The 16,175-nt window shown below is 56.1% G+C and carries 16 protein-coding genes; 11 read left to right on the top strand and 5 right to left on the bottom strand.

What is annotated here, in order from left to right:
- Positions 1 to 11: 11 nt before the first annotated feature.
- The 5 genes from ugpE (at position 12) to IB237_RS00940 (ending at position 5,429) form a co-directional block, all read left to right on the top strand.
- Positions 12 to 854: a sn-glycerol-3-phosphate ABC transporter permease UgpE gene (gene ugpE / locus IB237_RS00920; protein ID WP_192486744.1), complete on the top strand. Its 843-nt coding sequence runs from the start codon at positions 12 to 14 to the stop codon at positions 852 to 854.
- A 12-nt stretch (positions 855 to 866) separates the two neighbouring features.
- On the top strand, positions 867 to 1,979 hold the full coding sequence (locus IB237_RS00925; RefSeq protein ID WP_192486745.1) for a sn-glycerol-3-phosphate import ATP-binding protein UgpC: 1,113 nt from the start codon (positions 867 to 869) through the stop codon (positions 1,977 to 1,979).
- A gap of 107 nt (positions 1,980 to 2,086) precedes the next feature.
- Complete coding sequence (locus IB237_RS00930; RefSeq protein ID WP_192486746.1) at positions 2,087 to 2,599, top strand: cupin domain-containing protein; 513 nt, start codon at positions 2,087 to 2,089, stop codon at positions 2,597 to 2,599.
- A gap of 96 nt (positions 2,600 to 2,695) precedes the next feature.
- Positions 2,696 to 3,652: a glutathione synthase gene (gene gshB, locus IB237_RS00935; RefSeq protein ID WP_192486747.1), complete on the top strand. Its 957-nt coding sequence runs from the start codon at positions 2,696 to 2,698 to the stop codon at positions 3,650 to 3,652.
- Positions 3,653 to 3,896: 244 nt separating this feature from the next.
- Entirely contained in the window at positions 3,897 to 5,429 is a 1,533-nt protein-coding gene (locus tag IB237_RS00940) for a YifB family Mg chelatase-like AAA ATPase (RefSeq protein ID WP_192486748.1), read from the top strand.
- Positions 5,430 to 5,490: 61 nt separating this feature from the next.
- Here IB237_RS00940 and cysK read toward each other — a convergent pair whose 3' ends face one another.
- From cysK to dut, 3 genes are all read right to left on the bottom strand, one after another.
- Positions 5,491 to 6,459, bottom strand: a complete 969-nt coding sequence (cysK, locus tag IB237_RS00945; protein WP_192486749.1) for a cysteine synthase A — start codon at positions 6,457 to 6,459, stop codon at positions 5,491 to 5,493.
- Between the two features lie 144 nt (positions 6,460 to 6,603).
- Positions 6,604 to 7,221 carry a LysE family translocator gene (locus IB237_RS00950; protein ID WP_192487808.1) on the bottom strand — a complete coding sequence of 206 codons (618 nt, stop codon included), beginning with the start codon at positions 7,219 to 7,221 and terminating at the stop codon, positions 6,604 to 6,606.
- 113 nt (positions 7,222 to 7,334) lie between these two features.
- Positions 7,335 to 7,808, bottom strand: coding sequence for a dUTP diphosphatase (gene dut, locus IB237_RS00955; protein ID WP_192486750.1), 474 nt, complete (start codon positions 7,806 to 7,808; stop codon positions 7,335 to 7,337).
- A gap of 90 nt (positions 7,809 to 7,898) precedes the next feature.
- Here dut and IB237_RS00960 point away from each other — a divergent pair, with 90 nt between their 5' ends.
- The 3 genes from IB237_RS00960 (at position 7,899) to IB237_RS00970 (ending at position 11,209) form a co-directional block, all read left to right on the top strand.
- A complete protein-coding gene (locus IB237_RS00960) occupies positions 7,899 to 9,482 on the top strand; it encodes a peptide chain release factor 3 (protein ID WP_192486751.1) in 1,584 nt (527 codons plus the stop codon).
- Between the two features lie 165 nt (positions 9,483 to 9,647).
- Entirely contained in the window at positions 9,648 to 10,853 is a 1,206-nt protein-coding gene (coaBC, locus tag IB237_RS00965) for a bifunctional phosphopantothenoylcysteine decarboxylase/phosphopantothenate--cysteine ligase CoaBC (RefSeq protein WP_192486752.1), read from the top strand.
- Positions 10,850 to 11,209 (top strand): MmcQ/YjbR family DNA-binding protein, encoded by a 360-nt coding sequence (locus tag IB237_RS00970; RefSeq protein ID WP_192486753.1) that lies wholly within the window; start codon positions 10,850 to 10,852, stop codon positions 11,207 to 11,209. Before coaBC ends, IB237_RS00970 begins: the two co-directional genes overlap by 4 nt.
- On the opposite strand, the gene ubiB is transcribed toward IB237_RS00970, so the two are convergent.
- Together ubiB and ubiE are read right to left on the bottom strand one after the other, a co-directional pair.
- Positions 11,202 to 12,776, bottom strand: coding sequence for a 2-polyprenylphenol 6-hydroxylase (ubiB, locus tag IB237_RS00975; protein WP_192486754.1), 1,575 nt, complete (start codon positions 12,774 to 12,776; stop codon positions 11,202 to 11,204). The genes IB237_RS00970 and ubiB overlap by 8 nt on opposite strands.
- Positions 12,777 to 12,812: 36 nt before the next feature.
- On the bottom strand, positions 12,813 to 13,589 hold the full coding sequence (gene ubiE / locus IB237_RS00980) for a bifunctional demethylmenaquinone methyltransferase/2-methoxy-6-polyprenyl-1,4-benzoquinol methylase UbiE (RefSeq protein ID WP_192486755.1): 777 nt from the start codon (positions 13,587 to 13,589) through the stop codon (positions 12,813 to 12,815).
- Positions 13,590 to 13,732: 143 nt separating this feature from the next.
- Between ubiE and mutM the strand changes: the two genes are divergently transcribed.
- From mutM to rpsT, 3 genes are all read left to right on the top strand, one after another.
- Positions 13,733 to 14,641, top strand: coding sequence for a bifunctional DNA-formamidopyrimidine glycosylase/DNA-(apurinic or apyrimidinic site) lyase (gene mutM / locus IB237_RS00985; protein WP_192486756.1), 909 nt, complete (start codon positions 13,733 to 13,735; stop codon positions 14,639 to 14,641).
- A 23-nt stretch (positions 14,642 to 14,664) separates the two neighbouring features.
- Complete coding sequence (locus IB237_RS00990) at positions 14,665 to 15,438, top strand: enoyl-CoA hydratase (RefSeq protein ID WP_192486757.1); 774 nt, start codon at positions 14,665 to 14,667, stop codon at positions 15,436 to 15,438.
- A gap of 204 nt (positions 15,439 to 15,642) precedes the next feature.
- Positions 15,643 to 15,909 carry a 30S ribosomal protein S20 gene (gene rpsT / locus IB237_RS00995; protein ID WP_192486758.1) on the top strand — a complete coding sequence of 89 codons (267 nt, stop codon included), beginning with the start codon at positions 15,643 to 15,645 and terminating at the stop codon, positions 15,907 to 15,909.
- The last annotated feature ends 266 nt before the right edge of the window (positions 15,910 to 16,175 follow it).

Consider the following 16,175-nt stretch of genomic DNA (forward strand, 5'->3'; position numbering starts at 1 on the left):
GGGGAACAGACATGTACAAGACAAAACCTCTCGACCATCTGGTGCTGATCCTCGGTTCGCTGTTTTTGATGCTACCGGTCGTGGTCGCCTTCATGACCTCCACCCATACGGCGGCAGAAATTCACAGCAATGGTATTACCATTCTGCCAGGTGACAACATGGTGGCCACCTACCAGAAGGTATTGACCCAGAAGGGCGGTTTTACCGGCCAGATCACCGGCTTCAATATGGTCATCAATTCGCTGATCCTCGGTGTCGGTTTTGCTGTCGGCAAAATCGTGCTGTCGATGATGGCGGCCTACGCCATCGTCTACTTCCGTTTCCGTTTTGCCACTCTCGCATTTTGGATCATCTTCACGACGCTGCTTTTGCCGCTCGAAGTGCGCATCATGCCGTCCTATCAGGTGATGAGCCAGCTTGGTCTGCTAAATACCTATAGTGGTCTGATCGTGCCGTTGCTGGCCTCTGCCACGGGAACCTTCTACTTCCGACAGTTCTTCAAGTCGGTGCCGGACGAGTTGCTGGAAGCGGCACGCATTGACGGTGCCGGTCCCTTCAAGTTCTTCATCGATGTTCTGGTGCCGCTGTCGCGCACCATGATGGCCGCCATCTTCATCATCATGTTCGTCTATGGTTGGAACCAGTATCTCTGGCCCATGCTGATGACCACGGATGAGAGTTTCTTCACCTTGATGCGCGGCATCAAGTCCATTCTCCAGGTCTGGATTGGCTCCCAAATCCCCGATTACAACGAAGCTTTTGCGCTTGCGGTGCTCGCCATGCTGCCGCCGGTTCTCATCGTGGTGATTTTCCAGCGGTGGTTCATCAAGGGCCTCACCGAAAGCGATAAATAAAGGATAGGTAACATGGCCGAGATCGAAATCAGTCAGGTCTGCAAGGATTACCATGGTGGCGTACGCGCCGTTCACGGGGTCGATATCTCCATCAATGACGGCGAATTCATCGTGCTCGTTGGCCCTTCCGGTTGCGGCAAGTCCACACTTTTGCGCATGGTCGCGGGTCTCGAAGAAATCTCCGAAGGCACGGTGAAAATCGGTGGGCGTGTGGTCAATAACGTTGACCCTGCTGACCGCGACATTGCCATGGTGTTCCAGAACTATGCGCTTTACCCGCATATGACTGTGTATGAGAACCTCGCTTACGGTCTGAAAAACCGCAAGACACCACAGGCTGAGATTGACGCACGCGTGCAGGAAGCGGCGCGCATGCTGGAACTGCAGCCCTATCTGGAACGCAAGCCGCGGGCTCTGTCCGGTGGTCAGCGTCAGCGCGTTGCCATGGGCCGCGCCATCGTGCGCAAACCGGCTGCCTTCCTGTTCGATGAACCTCTGTCCAACCTGGATGCCAAGCTGCGTGTTTCTATGCGCGGTGAAATCAAGCGTCTGCAAAAGCGTCTCGGCACAACATCGCTTTACGTCACCCATGACCAGCTGGAAGCCATGACACTGGCCGATCGTCTGGTTGTACTGAACGGGGGCCGTATCGAGCAGATTGGCGCACCTTTGGATGTTTATCACACACCAGCCTCGACCTTTGTGGCAAGCTTCATCGGCTCGCCAGCCATGAACCTCGTTGCCGGTGAATTACATGGCGATCGTCTCGCCGTCGGCCCTGAAATCATGACACTGAAGAGCTTTGCGCCTGCATCCGGTGCTGTCACGGTTGGCATGCGAGCCGAAGATTTCCGCATCGCAGGACCCGAGGAAAAGGGTCTGGCATTCCGCGTCGATTATGTGGAAGAACTGGGTTCGCAGCGCCTCGTTCATGGTTTTGTCGGCGATCAGGCAATGACGGCCGCTTTCCCGCCGGATCTGCCAGTACCGCTGGAGTTCTCGCTGACCATCGCGCCGGAGAAGCTGCACTTCTTCTCTGTTGAAACAGGCAAGCGGATTGAGCAGCAACATGCGCGTTTCAATTCGGAACAACAGGCCGCTGCTATCCCTTCATTCGCGGGCTGAAATCTCTGCATGTGAGGCCAGATCGATAAAATTGAACGAACTGGATGAACGGTATCGTTATTTGTTTGCGCTAAACCCCAATCGACAAAACTGGTTGGGGAAAGCGTATGTCGATCAAGATCATGTTGGCAAGTTCGTTGGCTATGGCAATTCGTAGCGTGCCGCTTATTCCCTTGACGTCTCGTCGCGGCAATCTGGACGCCGTCGTTGCCGCTTCAAGCCATGGCATGGACATGAAAGACGCACCAATCAATCCGGACTGGATTTTGTCCGGAACGCCGCATGCCCGTGCAGCGGACCATTCCAGAAGTCGTGATCGCGCCTCCAGCACTGCAATGTGGGACTGCACAGCCGGTGAATTTCGCTGGTTTTTCGGTTGGGACGAGACCGTTTATATCCTGGAAGGTGAAGTGCATGTCACGGCTGAAAACGGTGTGGTGAGTGTGTTGCGCAGCGGTGACGTTGCCTATTTCCGCGCCGGAACATGGGCGACATGGCGCGTTGACAACTACGTGCGCAAAGTGGCTTTCATGCGCCGTCCATTTCCGACAATGCTGGCTCTGGCCTATCGTGTCTGGAACAAGATTTTCTCGGCTCGCTCCTACAGCCTTGCCAGATAGAGCATCAATAAAACTCATAGATGCCGCATGGTGCAGCAGTTGCCTTTAAAGCCCCTCTATCCTAAATCTGTCGGGCTTTGAGAAAAGGGACTGCGCATGGCAAAAATCAAGAACGTTGCGATCCAGATGGATCATGTAGCCGGCATCAATATTGCCGGGGATTCGACCTTTGCCATGAGCCTTGAAGCGCAGGCCAGAGGCTACCGGCTGTTTCACTACACCCCGGACCGTCTCAGCATGCGTGACGGCAAGATTTACGCCAGTGTCGAACAGATGGAACTGCGCGACATCAATGGCGATCACTATTCCCTGTCAGAACCGGAGCGCGTTGATCTGTCGACGATGGATGTCATTCATCTGCGCCAGGATCCGCCCTTCGACATGGCCTATATTACCTCCACGCACTTGCTGGAGCGCATTCACCCCAAGACATTGGTCGTCAACGATCCGGCCTGGGTACGCAACTCGCCTGAGAAGATCTTCGTTACCGAATTTGCAGACCTGATGCCGGCAACGCTGATCACCAAGGACGTGACCGAGATTGCCCGCTTCCGTCAGGAAATGGGCGATATTATTCTGAAGCCGCTCTACGGCAATGGTGGCGCTGGCGTATTCCATTCGACCCGTGACGACCGCAACTTCTCGTCGCTTCTGGAAATGTTCGGGCAGATGTTCCGCGAGCCCTATATCGCCCAGCAGTACCTGCCTGACGTCCGCAAGGGCGACAAGCGTATCCTGCTGGTGGATGGTGAGCCGGTTGGTGCCATTAATCGTGTGCCAGCTGAAAATGATGCCCGCTCCAACATGCATGCGGGTGGTCGCCCCGAGCCGACAGAACTGACGGCGCGTGAAAAGGAAATCTGCGAGCGGATTGGTCCTGCACTGCGTGAGCGCGGTTTCCTGTTCGTCGGTATCGATGTGATCGGTGACTACATGACCGAGATCAACGTGACGTCGCCGACCGGCATTCGCGAAGTGAAAAAGTTCGGTGGTGCCGACGTGGCAAGCCTGTTGTGGGACGCCATTGAGCGCAAGCGCGAAGCGCAGGGCTGATTGGCCCTGCCTGCCCGGATGTGAAGGATTTGCCATTTCTTTGCATCCATTACAACTCCAACACACCATATACGTGGAATTGTTCACGTAACGTTCTTGTTTTGCGACGTCTCTTGTGTCAGGCTATTTGAGGCGGTCGGACAACGGGCAGATCATGTCTGGTCATGGCCGCCATAATCAGGTCTTCCGCCGGTCTCTAGCCATGAGGCGCCGGACCAGCGGATGCGGTTTACGGGAGCAGGCCATGGTGGCTCGGGTCAATACGGTTGCATTTCAGGGCATCGAAGGTGTGCCCGTTGAAGTTCAGGTCATGGTTGCGCCGGGCCGCGTCGGCATACAGATCGTCGGACTGCCGGATAAAGCCGTTGCGGAAAGCCGTGAACGCGTCCAGGCCGCCTTGCATGCGTCCGGTCTTGCACTTCCCCCAAAGAAGGTCACCGTCAATCTTGCCCCGGCAGATTTGCCAAAAGAGGGCAGTCATTTCGATTTGCCTATTGCGCTTGCCCTCATGGCGGCGCTCGGGGCCATACCTGCTGAAGCGCTGGCCGGTTACGTTGTTTTGGGAGAACTGAACCTTGATGGAACGATTGGTGCGGTAGCCGGCGCACTGCCTGCTGCTATCGGTGCCAATGCCATGGGTAGAGGCCTGATCTGCCCGGCGGACAGCGGCCCGGAAGCCGCATGGGCCGGTGCGGATATTGATATTCTGGCACCGCGCAGCCTGATTGCCCTCGCCAATCACTTTCGCGGTACGCAGCTTTTGTCGCGCCCGCAACCCGCTATCCGTGCGACACCTGCCAACATGCCAGACCTTGCCGACATAAAGGGGCAGGAGAGCGCCAAACGGGCGCTCGAAGTTGTTGCCGCCGGCGGTCATAACATGCTGATGGTTGGACCTCCGGGATCAGGTAAGTCGATGCTGGCTTCCCGACTGCCGTCTATCTTGCCGCCCCTGTCGGCAGCAGAATTGCTGGAGGTGTCGATGGTGCATTCCATTGCAGGCCAGCTTTCTGGCGGCAAACTGTCCGATAGCAGGCCGTTCCGCACGCCGCATCACTCTGCCACCATGGCAGCCCTTGTCGGTGGCGGTTTGCGTGCCAAGCCGGGTGAGGCATCGCTGGCCCATAATGGCGTATTGTTTTTGGATGAGTTCCCGGAGTTTTCACCGCAGGTGCTGGATGCTTTGCGCCAGCCGTTGGAAACCGGCGAATGTATCATTGCGCGCGCCAATCATCGGGTGAGCTATCCGGCGCAAATTCAGCTTGTTGCAGCGATGAACCCCTGCAAATGCGGGATGGCAGGCGAACCGGGCTTTACCTGTGCCAGAGGACCACGCTGCGTTTCCGATTATCAGGCCCGGATTTCCGGTCCACTAATGGACCGTATCGATATCCGCGTCGATGTTCCCGCTGTTTCGGCGGCGGACCTCATCCGTCCGATGGCGGCTGAAAGCAGCGTCGATGTTGCAAGGCGTGTAGCGCGTGCCCGTGAACGTCAGCAGGAACGGTATGCCAGTGCCGGTTTTGCCGAGATCAGGACCAATGCCCGTTGCTCCACCGCCCTTATTGAACGTTTTGCGGAACCAGACGCGCCCGGTTTGCAGCTTCTGCGTGATGCCGCAGAGCGCCTGAAATTCTCAGCGCGCGGTTATCACCGTATTCTCAAGGTGGCGCGGACACTTGCTGACCTTGAGGGGCACGACATCGTCAGCCGCATCCATCTGGCTGAAGCCATTTCCTATCGTATTGCCGGAGAAAGGCTCACCGCTGCGGCGTGAGGCTTAAAACTTGGGTATAGAATTGGCCCGCAGTGCGCGACAGCATGCGGGCCTTTTTGTGTTAGAGGCCGAGACCTTCAAACAATGCTGTCGAAAGATAACGTTCCGCAAAGGACGGAATGATCACGACGATGTTCTTGCCAGCGTTTTCTTCGCGGCTGCCAACCTTAATGGCAGCTGCAAGCGCAGCACCGGAGGAAATGCCAACCGGCACACCTTCAAGGCGCGCAACGAGACGTGCCGTTTCAAACGCCTCGTCATTGGTGACGGTGATGATTTCGTCATAGATCGCGGTATCGAGTACAGCGGGAGCGAAACCTGCGCCAATGCCCTGGATTTTGTGCGGGCCGGGGTTGCCACCGGACAGAACGGGGCTGTCAGCAGGCTCAACCGCAACGACTTTGAATCCCGGCTTGCGTGCCTTCAATACTTGGCCAACACCGGTAATGGTGCCGCCGGTACCAATGCCGGAAACGAGAATGTCCGCAGAACCGTTGGTGTCGTTCCAGATTTCCTCGGCCGTCGTTTTGCGGTGGATTTCCGGGTTCGCTGGGTTTTCGAACTGTTGCGGAATAACGGCGTCAGGCAGTGTTTCTGCCAGTTCCTGCGCCTTGGCAATGGCGCCCTTCATACCCTTCGGGCCTTCGGTCAGTACAAGTTCGGCACCCAGCAGCACCAGCATCTTGCGACGCTCGACCGACATGGTCTCCGGCATCGTCAGAATAAGCTTGTAACCCTTGGAAGCGGCAGCAAAGGCAAGTGCGATACCGGTATTGCCGGAGGTCGGCTCGACAAGCGTCGTCTTGCCAGGGGTGATCTTGCCCTGTGCTTCAAGGCTTTCGATCAGCGCTACGCCAATACGGTCCTTGACCGACGAGATCGGGTTGAAGAATTCGAGCTTTGCCAGAAGGTTGGCCTTGACGCCTTTTTCCTTGGCCAGCTTGTCGAGGCGTACGAGCGGCGTATCACCAATCGTCTCGGTGATCGAGGAATAGATACGTCCGCGTCCGGGCTTTCGGGCTTCTGACATGATAGTCTCCTTTAATATGCAACCGGCAGAAATTACCGCGCAGAATAGGAGCAATCACGGTTTCAGGCTAGCGAACGTTTGTTCTTATGCGAGCCGTTACTTGGAAAATTCTCGTGGAATCTCCATTTTAGTCGAACAAATATTTCAACTGGCGCGGGTGGCAATCATTGCCGCTGTTCCCGCCAGAATACCGGCGGCTGTGCGGTTGAGAATTTGCAATGCGCGGGGTTTCTTCAGCAGGGTGCGCGCCTTGGTGGCAAGCAGGATGTAGGGCAGAAGCACTGCCAACAAAACCACGAATGTCATGGCAACCAGCGTCAGATATTCCGAGATACCGATAACACGAATATCAATTAACGTTGGAACAAGCGCTACGTAAAACAGCATGGTTTTGGGGTTGCCGAGCGTGATCAGAAGACCTGACATGAAGGACATGCCGATGCTAGTGGATTTACGCGCTTTCAGGTCGGTCGACAAAAGCCCCGCCGTCCAAAGCTTCCATGCAATATAGATGAGGTAGGCAGCGCCCGCGAATTTCAACACCAGAAACGCTTCATGGAAGGTTTGCGCGACAAAGGCCAGTCCAAGAATAACGGCTGTCAGATAGACCATGTCTCCCAGAACAAGCCCAAGCCCCATGAAGAAGGTTTCACGAAACCCGGACCCCAAGGCACGCGCGACAATGGCCGTCATGCCGGGCCCTGGAATGGCAGCGGCAATGAACAGGGCTGTGGCATAAGCAAGCAGGGTGCCGATTGTCATGGAAGGCTCCGAAATCACATTCTGCTGTGCGGTGTATCCAACTGCCATGAACTTTTCAACCATGACAATTCGGGCGATGCAGACGCGCGCAAACCGATGCGTTTTAAGACCCCTCAGGCAGTCCCAGTTGAACCGAAGCCGCCCGCTCCACGGCTGGTCTCGGAGGTCTCACTGACCTCGATCACGACAACCTGCGTCACAGGTGCAATCACCATCTGGGCGATGCGCATGCCGCGTTCGATGGCGAAGTCTTCCTGCCCGAGATTGGCGAGAATGACTTTGACTTCACCGCGATAATCGCTGTCCACAGTGCCTGGTGAATTGAGGCAGGTGATACCGTTCTTGATGGCAAGACCGGAACGAGGGCGAATTTGCGCTTCAAAGCCAACGGGCACTTCGAAGATGAAACCTGTCGGCACAAGCATGCGCTGACCGGACTTCAGGATAACCGGGGCATCGGCATCCACGGCAGCGCGCAGGTCCATGCCAGCAGCACCGGTGGTTTCGTAAGACGGCAGTTCCAACCCCTCGCCATTGGCAAGACGGATGAGTTTAAGCTGCGGAGATGAGGACATATCATAAGGCATGGTGCCATTTGCTTTGCCATGGTGGCGCAGGTCAATTGCATATCGCGGCTTGAAACTGTAAAGACGGCGCCAATCAACAGGAATTTCTCAATGGCTGAAACACTCGCCGAGGCGGTATCCCGCCGTCGCACATTCGCGATTATTGCGCACCCGGATGCCGGTAAGACGACGCTGACCGAAAAACTGCTGCTGTTCGGCGGAGCGATCCAGCTGGCCGGTGAAGTGAAGGCGAAGAAGGACCGTATCCAGACCCGTTCGGACTGGATGAAGATCGAGCGCGAGCGCGGCATCTCGGTCGTCACCTCGGTCATGACCTTTGAATATAACGACCGTGTGTTCAATATTCTCGATACACCGGGCCACGAAGACTTTGCGGACGATACCTATCGCACGCTGACGGCAGTAGATGCCGCGATCATGGTCATCGATGCCGCCAAGGGTATCGAGCCGCGGACGCTGAAGCTGTTTGAAGTCTGCCGTATGCGCGACATCCCGATCATCACCTTCATCAACAAGATGGACCGTGAAAGCCGCGACCCATTTGAAATTCTAGATGAGGTGGAAGAAAAACTGGCGCTAGACACCGCGCCGGTAACCTGGCCAGTTGGCCGCGCCAAGACATTCTCCGGTGCGTATAATCTGGCCAACAACACGTTCCGTGGTGTCGATACGCAGGTTGAATCTTTGCCGGTTGATGGCCCAAGAGCAGTTGCAGACCGTCTGCCAGAAAATGAGCGTGAAGCGTTTATCGAAGAAACGGAATTGGCGAGAGAAGCTTGCCGCCCGTTTGATCGTCAGGCTTTTCTCGAAGGCCACATGACCCCCGTGTTCTTTGGTTCGGCACTGCGCAACTTTGGCGTCCGTGATCTCATCAATGCGCTGGGCGATTTTGCGCCACCACCGCGTGACCAGGTGGCAGATACTCGCACCGTTCATGCGGCGGAAGACAAGATGACGGCTTTCGTGTTCAAGATTCAGGCCAATATGGACCCGAACCACCGCGACCGTATCGCGTTTGCCCGCATCTGCTCCGGCAAGCTGGAGCGTGGCATGAAGGCGCGGCTTGCCCGTACCGGAAAGCAGATGGGTCTCACGGCGCCGCAGTTCTTCTTTGCCTCGCAGCGCCAGTTGGCTGATACCGCCTTTGCCGGTGACGTGGTGGGCATTCCCAACCACGGCACGCTTCGTATCGGCGATACGCTGACCGAGGGTGAAAACCTTGTGTTCCAAGGCGTGCCAAACTTCTCGCCAGAAATTCTGCGTCGCGTGCGACTGGAAGATGCGATGAAGGCCAAGAAGCTGAAAGAAGCACTGCAGCAGATGGCGGAAGAGGGTGTTGTGCAGTTGTTCTCGCCAGAGGACGGCTCCCCTGCGATTGTCGGTGTTGTCGGTGCGCTGCAGCTTGACGTGTTGAAAGAGCGTCTGATGGGCGAATATGGCCTGCCCGTGTCATTCGAAATGTCGCGCTTTTCGGTCTGCCGCTGGATTTCCTCGGACCAGCCTGCGGAAATGGACAAGTTCCTCAACATCAAGCGTGGCGACATCGCCCGCGATCTGGATGGCGATCCGGTATTCCTGGCACAGGATGCATTTTCGCTGCGCTACGAATCTGAGCGTTATCCGGCCATCAAGATGGTGGCCATCAAGGAATATCACGCTGCCAAGGCGGCGTGATAGCCGATCAATAGCATCCCCGGGATAAATGCCGAGAGCGCCGTGTGTCAAAGATGCACGGCGCTTTCATGCTTTTGAGGGATGTTTTGCACGTTGCGAAAATCGATTCCGATTTTTGTGGCGATGCGGTAGGGTCGGTTGAAACATCAATCGGTTACTTCGCGCATGACACTTTCAGGCAAACACATTCTTCTGGTCATTTCTGGCGGGATCGCGGCTTACAAGAGCCTTGATCTTATTCGTCGCCTGAAAGAGCGTGGCGCAAAGGTAACGCCCGTGATGACAGAAGGTGCGCAGGAATTTGTCACGCCGCTGGCGGTTGGTGCACTGTCGGCCACGCACGTCTTTACCGAGCTTTTTTCCCGGCAGGATGAGCAGGATGTCGGCCATATCCGGCTGGCGCGCGATTGCGATCTTGTTCTGGTTGCCCCAGCCACCGCAAATCTGATGGCCAAGATGGCACATGGTCTGGCCGATGATCTGGCTTCGACCGTGCTGTTGGCCACCGACAAGCCAATCTTGATTGCCCCTGCCATGAACCCGAAAATGTGGTCGGCCAGTGCAACACAGCGCAACATCGCTGCACTGAAAAACGACGGTATTCATTTCATTGGCCCGATGGCGGGTGAAATGGCGGAAAAAGGCGAGGCGGGGCTAGGCAGGATGGCTGAACCTTTGCAGATTGCCGAGGCTGTTGAGGCATACCTGGATGATGCGCCCAAACCGCTTGCCGGCAAAACAGCGATTGTCACCTCAGGTCCGACCCATGAACCGATTGATCCCGTACGTTACATCGCCAACCGCTCGTCTGGACGGCAGGGCCACGCCATAGCCGCTGCCCTTGCACGGCTGGGCGCTAAGGTGACGCTTGTTTCCGGTCCGGTTATTATTCCAGACCCGACTGGCGTGACGACCGTGCATGTTGAGCGGGCCGAAGAAATGCGAGATGCGGTGATTGGGCGTCTGCCTGCCGACATTGCCGTCTTTGTGGCAGCGGTTGCGGACTGGCGGGTGGCCACTGCATCCGATCAGAAGATCAAGAAGCAGCCGGGTGATGCACCACCACCACTCATGCTGACAGAGAACCCCGATATCCTGAAAACTGTCGGCCACCATGAAAAACGTCCGACTTTGGTCATCGGTTTTGCGGCGGAAACACAGGACGTGGAAAATAATGGCCGCGCCAAGCTGGACCGCAAGGGCGCCGACATGATCATCGCCAATGACGTATCCCCGGAAACCGGTGTGATGGGCGGTTTGCGCAATCAGGTAAAGCTGATTTCGAAAGATGGCGTCGAGGCTTGGCCGGATATGGGCAAGGATGAAGTTGCCGACCGTCTCGCAGCAGTCATTGCGGAGAAACTGGCATGAGCATTTTTGACCGCAATGGTTTTGATGATCTGCTGGCGAAATGGCCGGGTGTAACCTTTGTCGACCAGTGGGATTCTCACGTCGCCAAAGTCGGGGGCAAGGTTTTTGCTGTTCTCGGAAACAGCGACAACTGGCGTCTGGTCGTGAAGTGCTCCGAGGAAAGTTTTGAAATTCTGACTTCACTCGAAGGCATAGGGCAGGCGCCCTACTTCGCCAAACGCAAATGGATATCCATCGCAGACCATTCCCCGCTGGAGCGCGAGGAATTGGAGCATTATGTGCGCCGCTCCTATGACGTGGTAGCATCTGGGCTAACCAAGAAGCTGCGCACGGAGCTTGGGATCGCTATCAGCTGATCCGTATTGCGATGTAAACTAGCACCAAAGCAATGATCCAAAGCGCGATACGGCCCCATCGGGTGTGACGCGCTTCTGCCTTGCCGATGGCTTCTGCGGTCTGCGGATCGAAACGCACGCCGTTTTCGCTCATATAGACCAGTTCGCCATGCAGTTTTTCGGTCTTGGCGGCAATTTCCGGAATGGCCTCGGCCAGCTTTACAGCCGCCTTCATGCCGTCCTTCAAGTCAGTGACGATGCGCTTGGGACCGAGATTGTCGCGTATCCAGCTGCCAACCACCGGATCGGCAGCCTTCCACATGTTAAAGCGTGGGTTGAGAATGCGCGAAACGCCTTCCACCACCACCATCGTTTTTTGCAGCATCACCAACTCAGGCCGGGTTTCCATGTCGAAAAGCTCGGTAACCTCAAACAGCAGCGTCAGCAACTTGCCCATTGAAATGGTTTCGGCTGGTTGACCGTGGATCGGCTCGCCAATAGCGCGGATGGCCTGCGCAAAGCTCGCAATATCATGATGGCCGGGCACATAACCCGCCTCAAAATGCACCTCGGCGACGCGCATGTAATCGCGGGTAATGAAGCCATAGAGAATTTCGGCGAGGAATCGGCGTTCCTTTTTCCCCAAACGGCCGGCAATGCCCATGTCGACGGCAACGATCATGCCCTTGGCATCGACAAACAGATTGCCGGGATGCATATCGGCGTGGAAAAAGCCATCACGCAGGGTGTGGCGCAGGAATGACTGGATCAGCGTATCGGCCAGCTTGTCGAGATCGTGGCCCGCCACTTTCAGCGCCTCCACGTCAGACATCTTGATGCCGTCGATCCACTCCATGGTCACGACATCACGGCCGGTCCGTTCCCAGTCCACGTCAGGCACGCGGAAACCGGGGTCGTTTTTGGTGTTTTCGGCAATCTCTGAAAGGGCTGCAGCCTCAAGGCGCAGGTCCATCTCGATCTTGGTCGTCTGCTCCAGCGCGCGAGTGACTTCAACCGGACGCAGGCGCCGGGCAGAACGAACGAAACGCTGCTGCAGGTCGGCAATCAGATACATTGCTTCCAGATCGTTCTGGAAGCGCTGTCGCACACCGGGGCGGATGACCTTGACGGCAACCTTGCGCGGTCCCTGTGGCGTATCCACGATGGCCGGATGCACCTGCGCAATTGAAGCGGCGGCGATCGGATCGCCAAACTCGCGGTAAAGCTCGGTCACCGGACGGCCGAGCGATCCCTCGATATTGGCCTTTGCCGCGCTGATCGGGAAAAATGCCATACGGTCCTGAAGACCAGCCAGGTCATCGGCAAATTCGGCACCCACCACATCAGGGCGGGTCGCCAGAAACTGGCCCATCTTGACATAGGACGGCCCGAGCCGTTCCACCGCACGCGCCAGCCTGTCGCTACGCTCGCGACTTTTGGCACGGTTGCGCGCAAAGGGTTTCAGCAGCGCTTTGGCAAATTTTGCCGATGCGGGCAGATCATCGGACGGCAGTGCCAGAAACACGCCCTCACGCACGAGAACCCAGCCGACCCGTGCCAGCCGGAAATATGCACCCGGTAAGCTCATGCAAATGCTCTGTTCTGACGGTAGAAAGTCATTGGATTACAGTTTCCAGCCGGAATGCAGTGCAGCGATGCCGCCGGTATAATTTGTGTAGCTGACGCGCGAGAAACCGGCGGTGCGGATCATCGTCGCGAAATCTTCCTGCTTTGGGAACTTGCGGATGGATTCGACCAGATACTGATAGGGCTCGGCATCACCGGTAATCATCTTGCCGAACTGCGGAATGGCATTGAACGACCACAGATCATAGACCCGGTCGAGCAGCGGCATTTCCACTTCGGAAAATTCCAACACCAGCAGACGGCCGCCACGTTTCAGAACGCGGTGGGCCTCTTTCAGGGCGAAATCGATACGCGGTACGTTACGAATGCCAAATGCAATCGTGTATGCATCAAAGCTGTTGCTTTCCAGTGGCAGCTCTTCGGCATTGGCCTCAACAAACGTCAAATTTTCGGAAAGACCTTTCTTGGCAGCCCGTTCCTGACCGACACCCAGCATGGAGCCATTAATGTCGAGAACCGTGGCATGCGCCAGCCGGTTCGACGCCTCGACGATACGAAACGCAACGTCGCCCGTGCCGCCCGCAACATCCAGCACCTTGTAGGTCGGATCCTTGCGCGGATTGAGCGAGGATACCATCGCATCTTTCCATAGGCGGTGCAGACCGGCAGACATCACATCATTCATGATGTCATATTTCTTGGCGACCTTATGGAAGACCTCGTTGACCATGCCCTGCTTCTGGCCTTCTTCGACCTTGTGAAAGCCGTAAGACGTTTCCATGCCGCCATCTGCGGTGGTGCGGGCCTCGGTCATTGTCTGTCTCCATTCTTTATTGCGCGGCGGACCATAGCGGAAACGCTTTCGCGACGCTATCTGTGGCGGTATCAAATGGCCGCGATATGTGCAGGTGGTCTATAGAGCATAAAGTCGCATCGATAAACAACTGGATGAATGCCATGCCCGAATTGCCAGAGGTAGAAACAGTCAGGCGCGGTCTGGCGCCCACCATGGAAGGCGCGCTGATTGATGCGGTGGAATTGCGTCGGGCTGATCTTCGGTTTCCGTTCTCGGAAGGTTTTGGCTCTGATCTCGCCGGTCGCAAGATTCTGTCGCTTGGCCGCCGCGCCAAATATCTGCTGATTGATCTGGAGGAAGACCGCACGGTCGTTGCCCATCTTGGTATGTCCGGATCGTTCCGTATCGAGGCGGGGGGCGTTAGCAGTGGCAAGGGTGAACCTGAGACGCCGGGTGAGTTCCATCACCCACGTTCAAAGGATGAAAAGCACGATCATGTGATCTTTCATTTACAAACGGAAAGTGGGCCGCAGCGCGTGATCTATAATGACCCGCGCCGGTTTGGTTTCATGCATCTGATCAATCGGCGCCATATCGATCGCTATCCGGCTTTTGAAAGCCTGGGCCCGGAACCCACAGGTAACAGCTTGAGTGCCGATTATCTCGCCAGTCGTTTTGCTGGCCGCAAGCAGCCTTTGAAGACAGTGTTGCTTGACCAGAAGATCATCGCAGGTCTCGGCAATATCTACGTCTGTGAGGCCCTGTGGCGGTCGGGCCTGTCGCCGGAGCGGGCAGCCGGTACGCTGGTGACCACAGCGGGTGAGGCGGGTGACCGACTGGTTCTGCTGACCCAGAAAATTCGTGACGTGATTGCCGATGCCATCGCCGCAGGAGGATCGTCACTGAAAGACCATATCCAGACGGATGGTACGCTCGGTTATTTCCAGCACTCATTTTCCGTCTACGACCGGGAAGGGCACGCTTGCCGCTCACCCGGTTGTACGGGTACGGTTACACGGATCACGCAGGCAGGTCGCTCTTCTTTCTATTGCGCGGTTTGCCAGACCTGACACGAGCCCTAGGGAGAACGGCCATGGATTATGAAACGTTGCTGGTGGAAAAGCGCGATGAGGTTGGTGTCATCACCCTCAATCGTCCCAAGGCTCTGAACGCGCTGAACTCGACGGTCATGAAAGAGATGCGCCACATTATGCAGTCGTTCACGACAGATGATTCCATCGGCGCCATAGTCATCACCGGATCGGAAAAGGCATTTGCAGCTGGTGCCGACATCAAGGAAATGCAGACGCTCGATTTTGTCGACGCTTATCTGGGCGACTTTATCGGTGGCTGGGACGATGTTGCGGCCACCCGCAAGCCGGTCATTGCCGCCGTATCCGGTTTCGCACTGGGTGGTGGTTGCGAGCTTGCCATGATCTGCGATTTCATCATCGCATCGGATACGGCAAAGTTTGGCCAGCCCGAAATTACACTGGGCATTATACCCGGCATGGGTGGCTCGCAGCGGTTAACCCGCGCCGTAGGCAAGGCCAAGGCAATGGATCTCATTTTGACAGGTCGTATGATGGACGCTGTGGAGGCTGAGCGTGCTGGCCTTGTTTCCCGCATTGTCGCGCCAGAGAAGCTGCTGGACGAGGCTGTGGAAGCCGCCACACGTATAGCCTCCCTGTCGCGTGCCTCCGTTCTTATGGCCAAGGAAAGCGTTAACCGCGCCTTTGAACTGCCGCTTGCAGAAGGTCTGCGGTTTGAGCGGCGTATGTTCCACTCGCTCTTTGCAACACAGGACCAGAAGGAAGGTATGGCTGCATTCGTGGAGAAGCGGAAACCGGCGTTTCGCAATCGCTGATATTTCGCGCAATGGAGTCGGAATCTCTGGTTTCGTTGAAAATGCGCGTTGACGGGCGCGCGCATTCGAGCTATATGCCCGCCCACGGTAAAGGATAGCCCGTCAGGCTTGTCCAAATAACTCCCGCAATTCTGGAACGTGAGGTCTTTGAAAGGCTCTGTCCTGTGGTTGTGGAAATTAAATCGAATTCGAAGAGAGGCATACATGGCCAATACAACTTCGGCGAAAAAGGCGACCCGCAAGATCGCTCGCCGCACTGCAGTCAACAAGGCTCGTCGTTCGCGCGTTCGTGGCTTCATCCGTAAGGTTGAAGAAGCGATTGCAACTGGCGATCTCGCTGTTGCAACCGAAGCTCTGAAGGCCGCTCAGCCGGAAATCCAGCGCGCAGCCACCAAGGGTGTTCTTCACGGCAACACCGCATCCCGCAAGGTGTCCCGTTTGGCACAGCGCGTTAAGGCTCTCGCAGCCTAATATAATCCTTTTGGAATATAATTTTAAAAGCCTGGTCTTCGGACCGGGCTTTTTGTGCTTGTAACCGTTTATTAACGTCTCGGCATTTAACATGACAATCCCAAGTCAAGCTGATGACACAAAAAATCCTTTAAAATCAAATGCTTGCGAGAGGTCTTTATCAAGTAGCCTATCTTTCTCTGCGAAAGGTGGCAGAGGTTTCGAGTCAAGTTTTTTTTTAATTTTTTTATTTGTATAGCCTCGCGAAAGCCTAGAAATTTGAATCT

This window comes from Agrobacterium sp. AGB01, from assembly GCF_014851585.1.
Classification (GTDB): domain Bacteria; phylum Pseudomonadota; class Alphaproteobacteria; order Rhizobiales; family Rhizobiaceae; genus Agrobacterium.

Coding starts and splice junctions, on each gene's coding strand:
- dut (WP_192486750.1), bottom strand. CDS start 7,808: ATGCCTTATGATATGTCCTCATCTCCGCAGCTTAAACTCATCCGTCTT.
- ubiB (WP_192486754.1), bottom strand. CDS start 12,776: ATGAGCTTACCGGGTGCATATTTCCGGCTGGCACGGGTCGGCTGGGTT.
- cysK (WP_192486749.1), bottom strand. CDS start 6,459: ATGTCAGAAGCCCGAAAGCCCGGACGCGGACGTATCTATTCCTCGATC.
- mutM (WP_192486756.1), top strand. CDS start 13,733: ATGCCCGAATTGCCAGAGGTAGAAACAGTCAGGCGCGGTCTGGCGCCC.
- IB237_RS00925 (WP_192486745.1), top strand. CDS start 867: ATGGCCGAGATCGAAATCAGTCAGGTCTGCAAGGATTACCATGGTGGC.
- coaBC (WP_192486752.1), top strand. CDS start 9,648: ATGACACTTTCAGGCAAACACATTCTTCTGGTCATTTCTGGCGGGATC.
- IB237_RS00940 (WP_192486748.1), top strand. CDS start 3,897: ATGGTGGCTCGGGTCAATACGGTTGCATTTCAGGGCATCGAAGGTGTG.
- rpsT (WP_192486758.1), top strand. CDS start 15,643: ATGGCCAATACAACTTCGGCGAAAAAGGCGACCCGCAAGATCGCTCGC.
- ubiE (WP_192486755.1), bottom strand. CDS start 13,589: ATGACCGAGGCCCGCACCACCGCAGATGGCGGCATGGAAACGTCTTAC.
- IB237_RS00930 (WP_192486746.1), top strand. CDS start 2,087: ATGTCGATCAAGATCATGTTGGCAAGTTCGTTGGCTATGGCAATTCGT.
- IB237_RS00990 (WP_192486757.1), top strand. CDS start 14,665: ATGGATTATGAAACGTTGCTGGTGGAAAAGCGCGATGAGGTTGGTGTC.
- gshB (WP_192486747.1), top strand. CDS start 2,696: ATGGCAAAAATCAAGAACGTTGCGATCCAGATGGATCATGTAGCCGGC.
- IB237_RS00950 (WP_192487808.1), bottom strand. CDS start 7,221: ATGACAATCGGCACCCTGCTTGCTTATGCCACAGCCCTGTTCATTGCC.
- IB237_RS00960 (WP_192486751.1), top strand. CDS start 7,899: ATGGCTGAAACACTCGCCGAGGCGGTATCCCGCCGTCGCACATTCGCG.
- ugpE (WP_192486744.1), top strand. CDS start 12: ATGTACAAGACAAAACCTCTCGACCATCTGGTGCTGATCCTCGGTTCG.
- IB237_RS00970 (WP_192486753.1), top strand. CDS start 10,850: ATGAGCATTTTTGACCGCAATGGTTTTGATGATCTGCTGGCGAAATGG.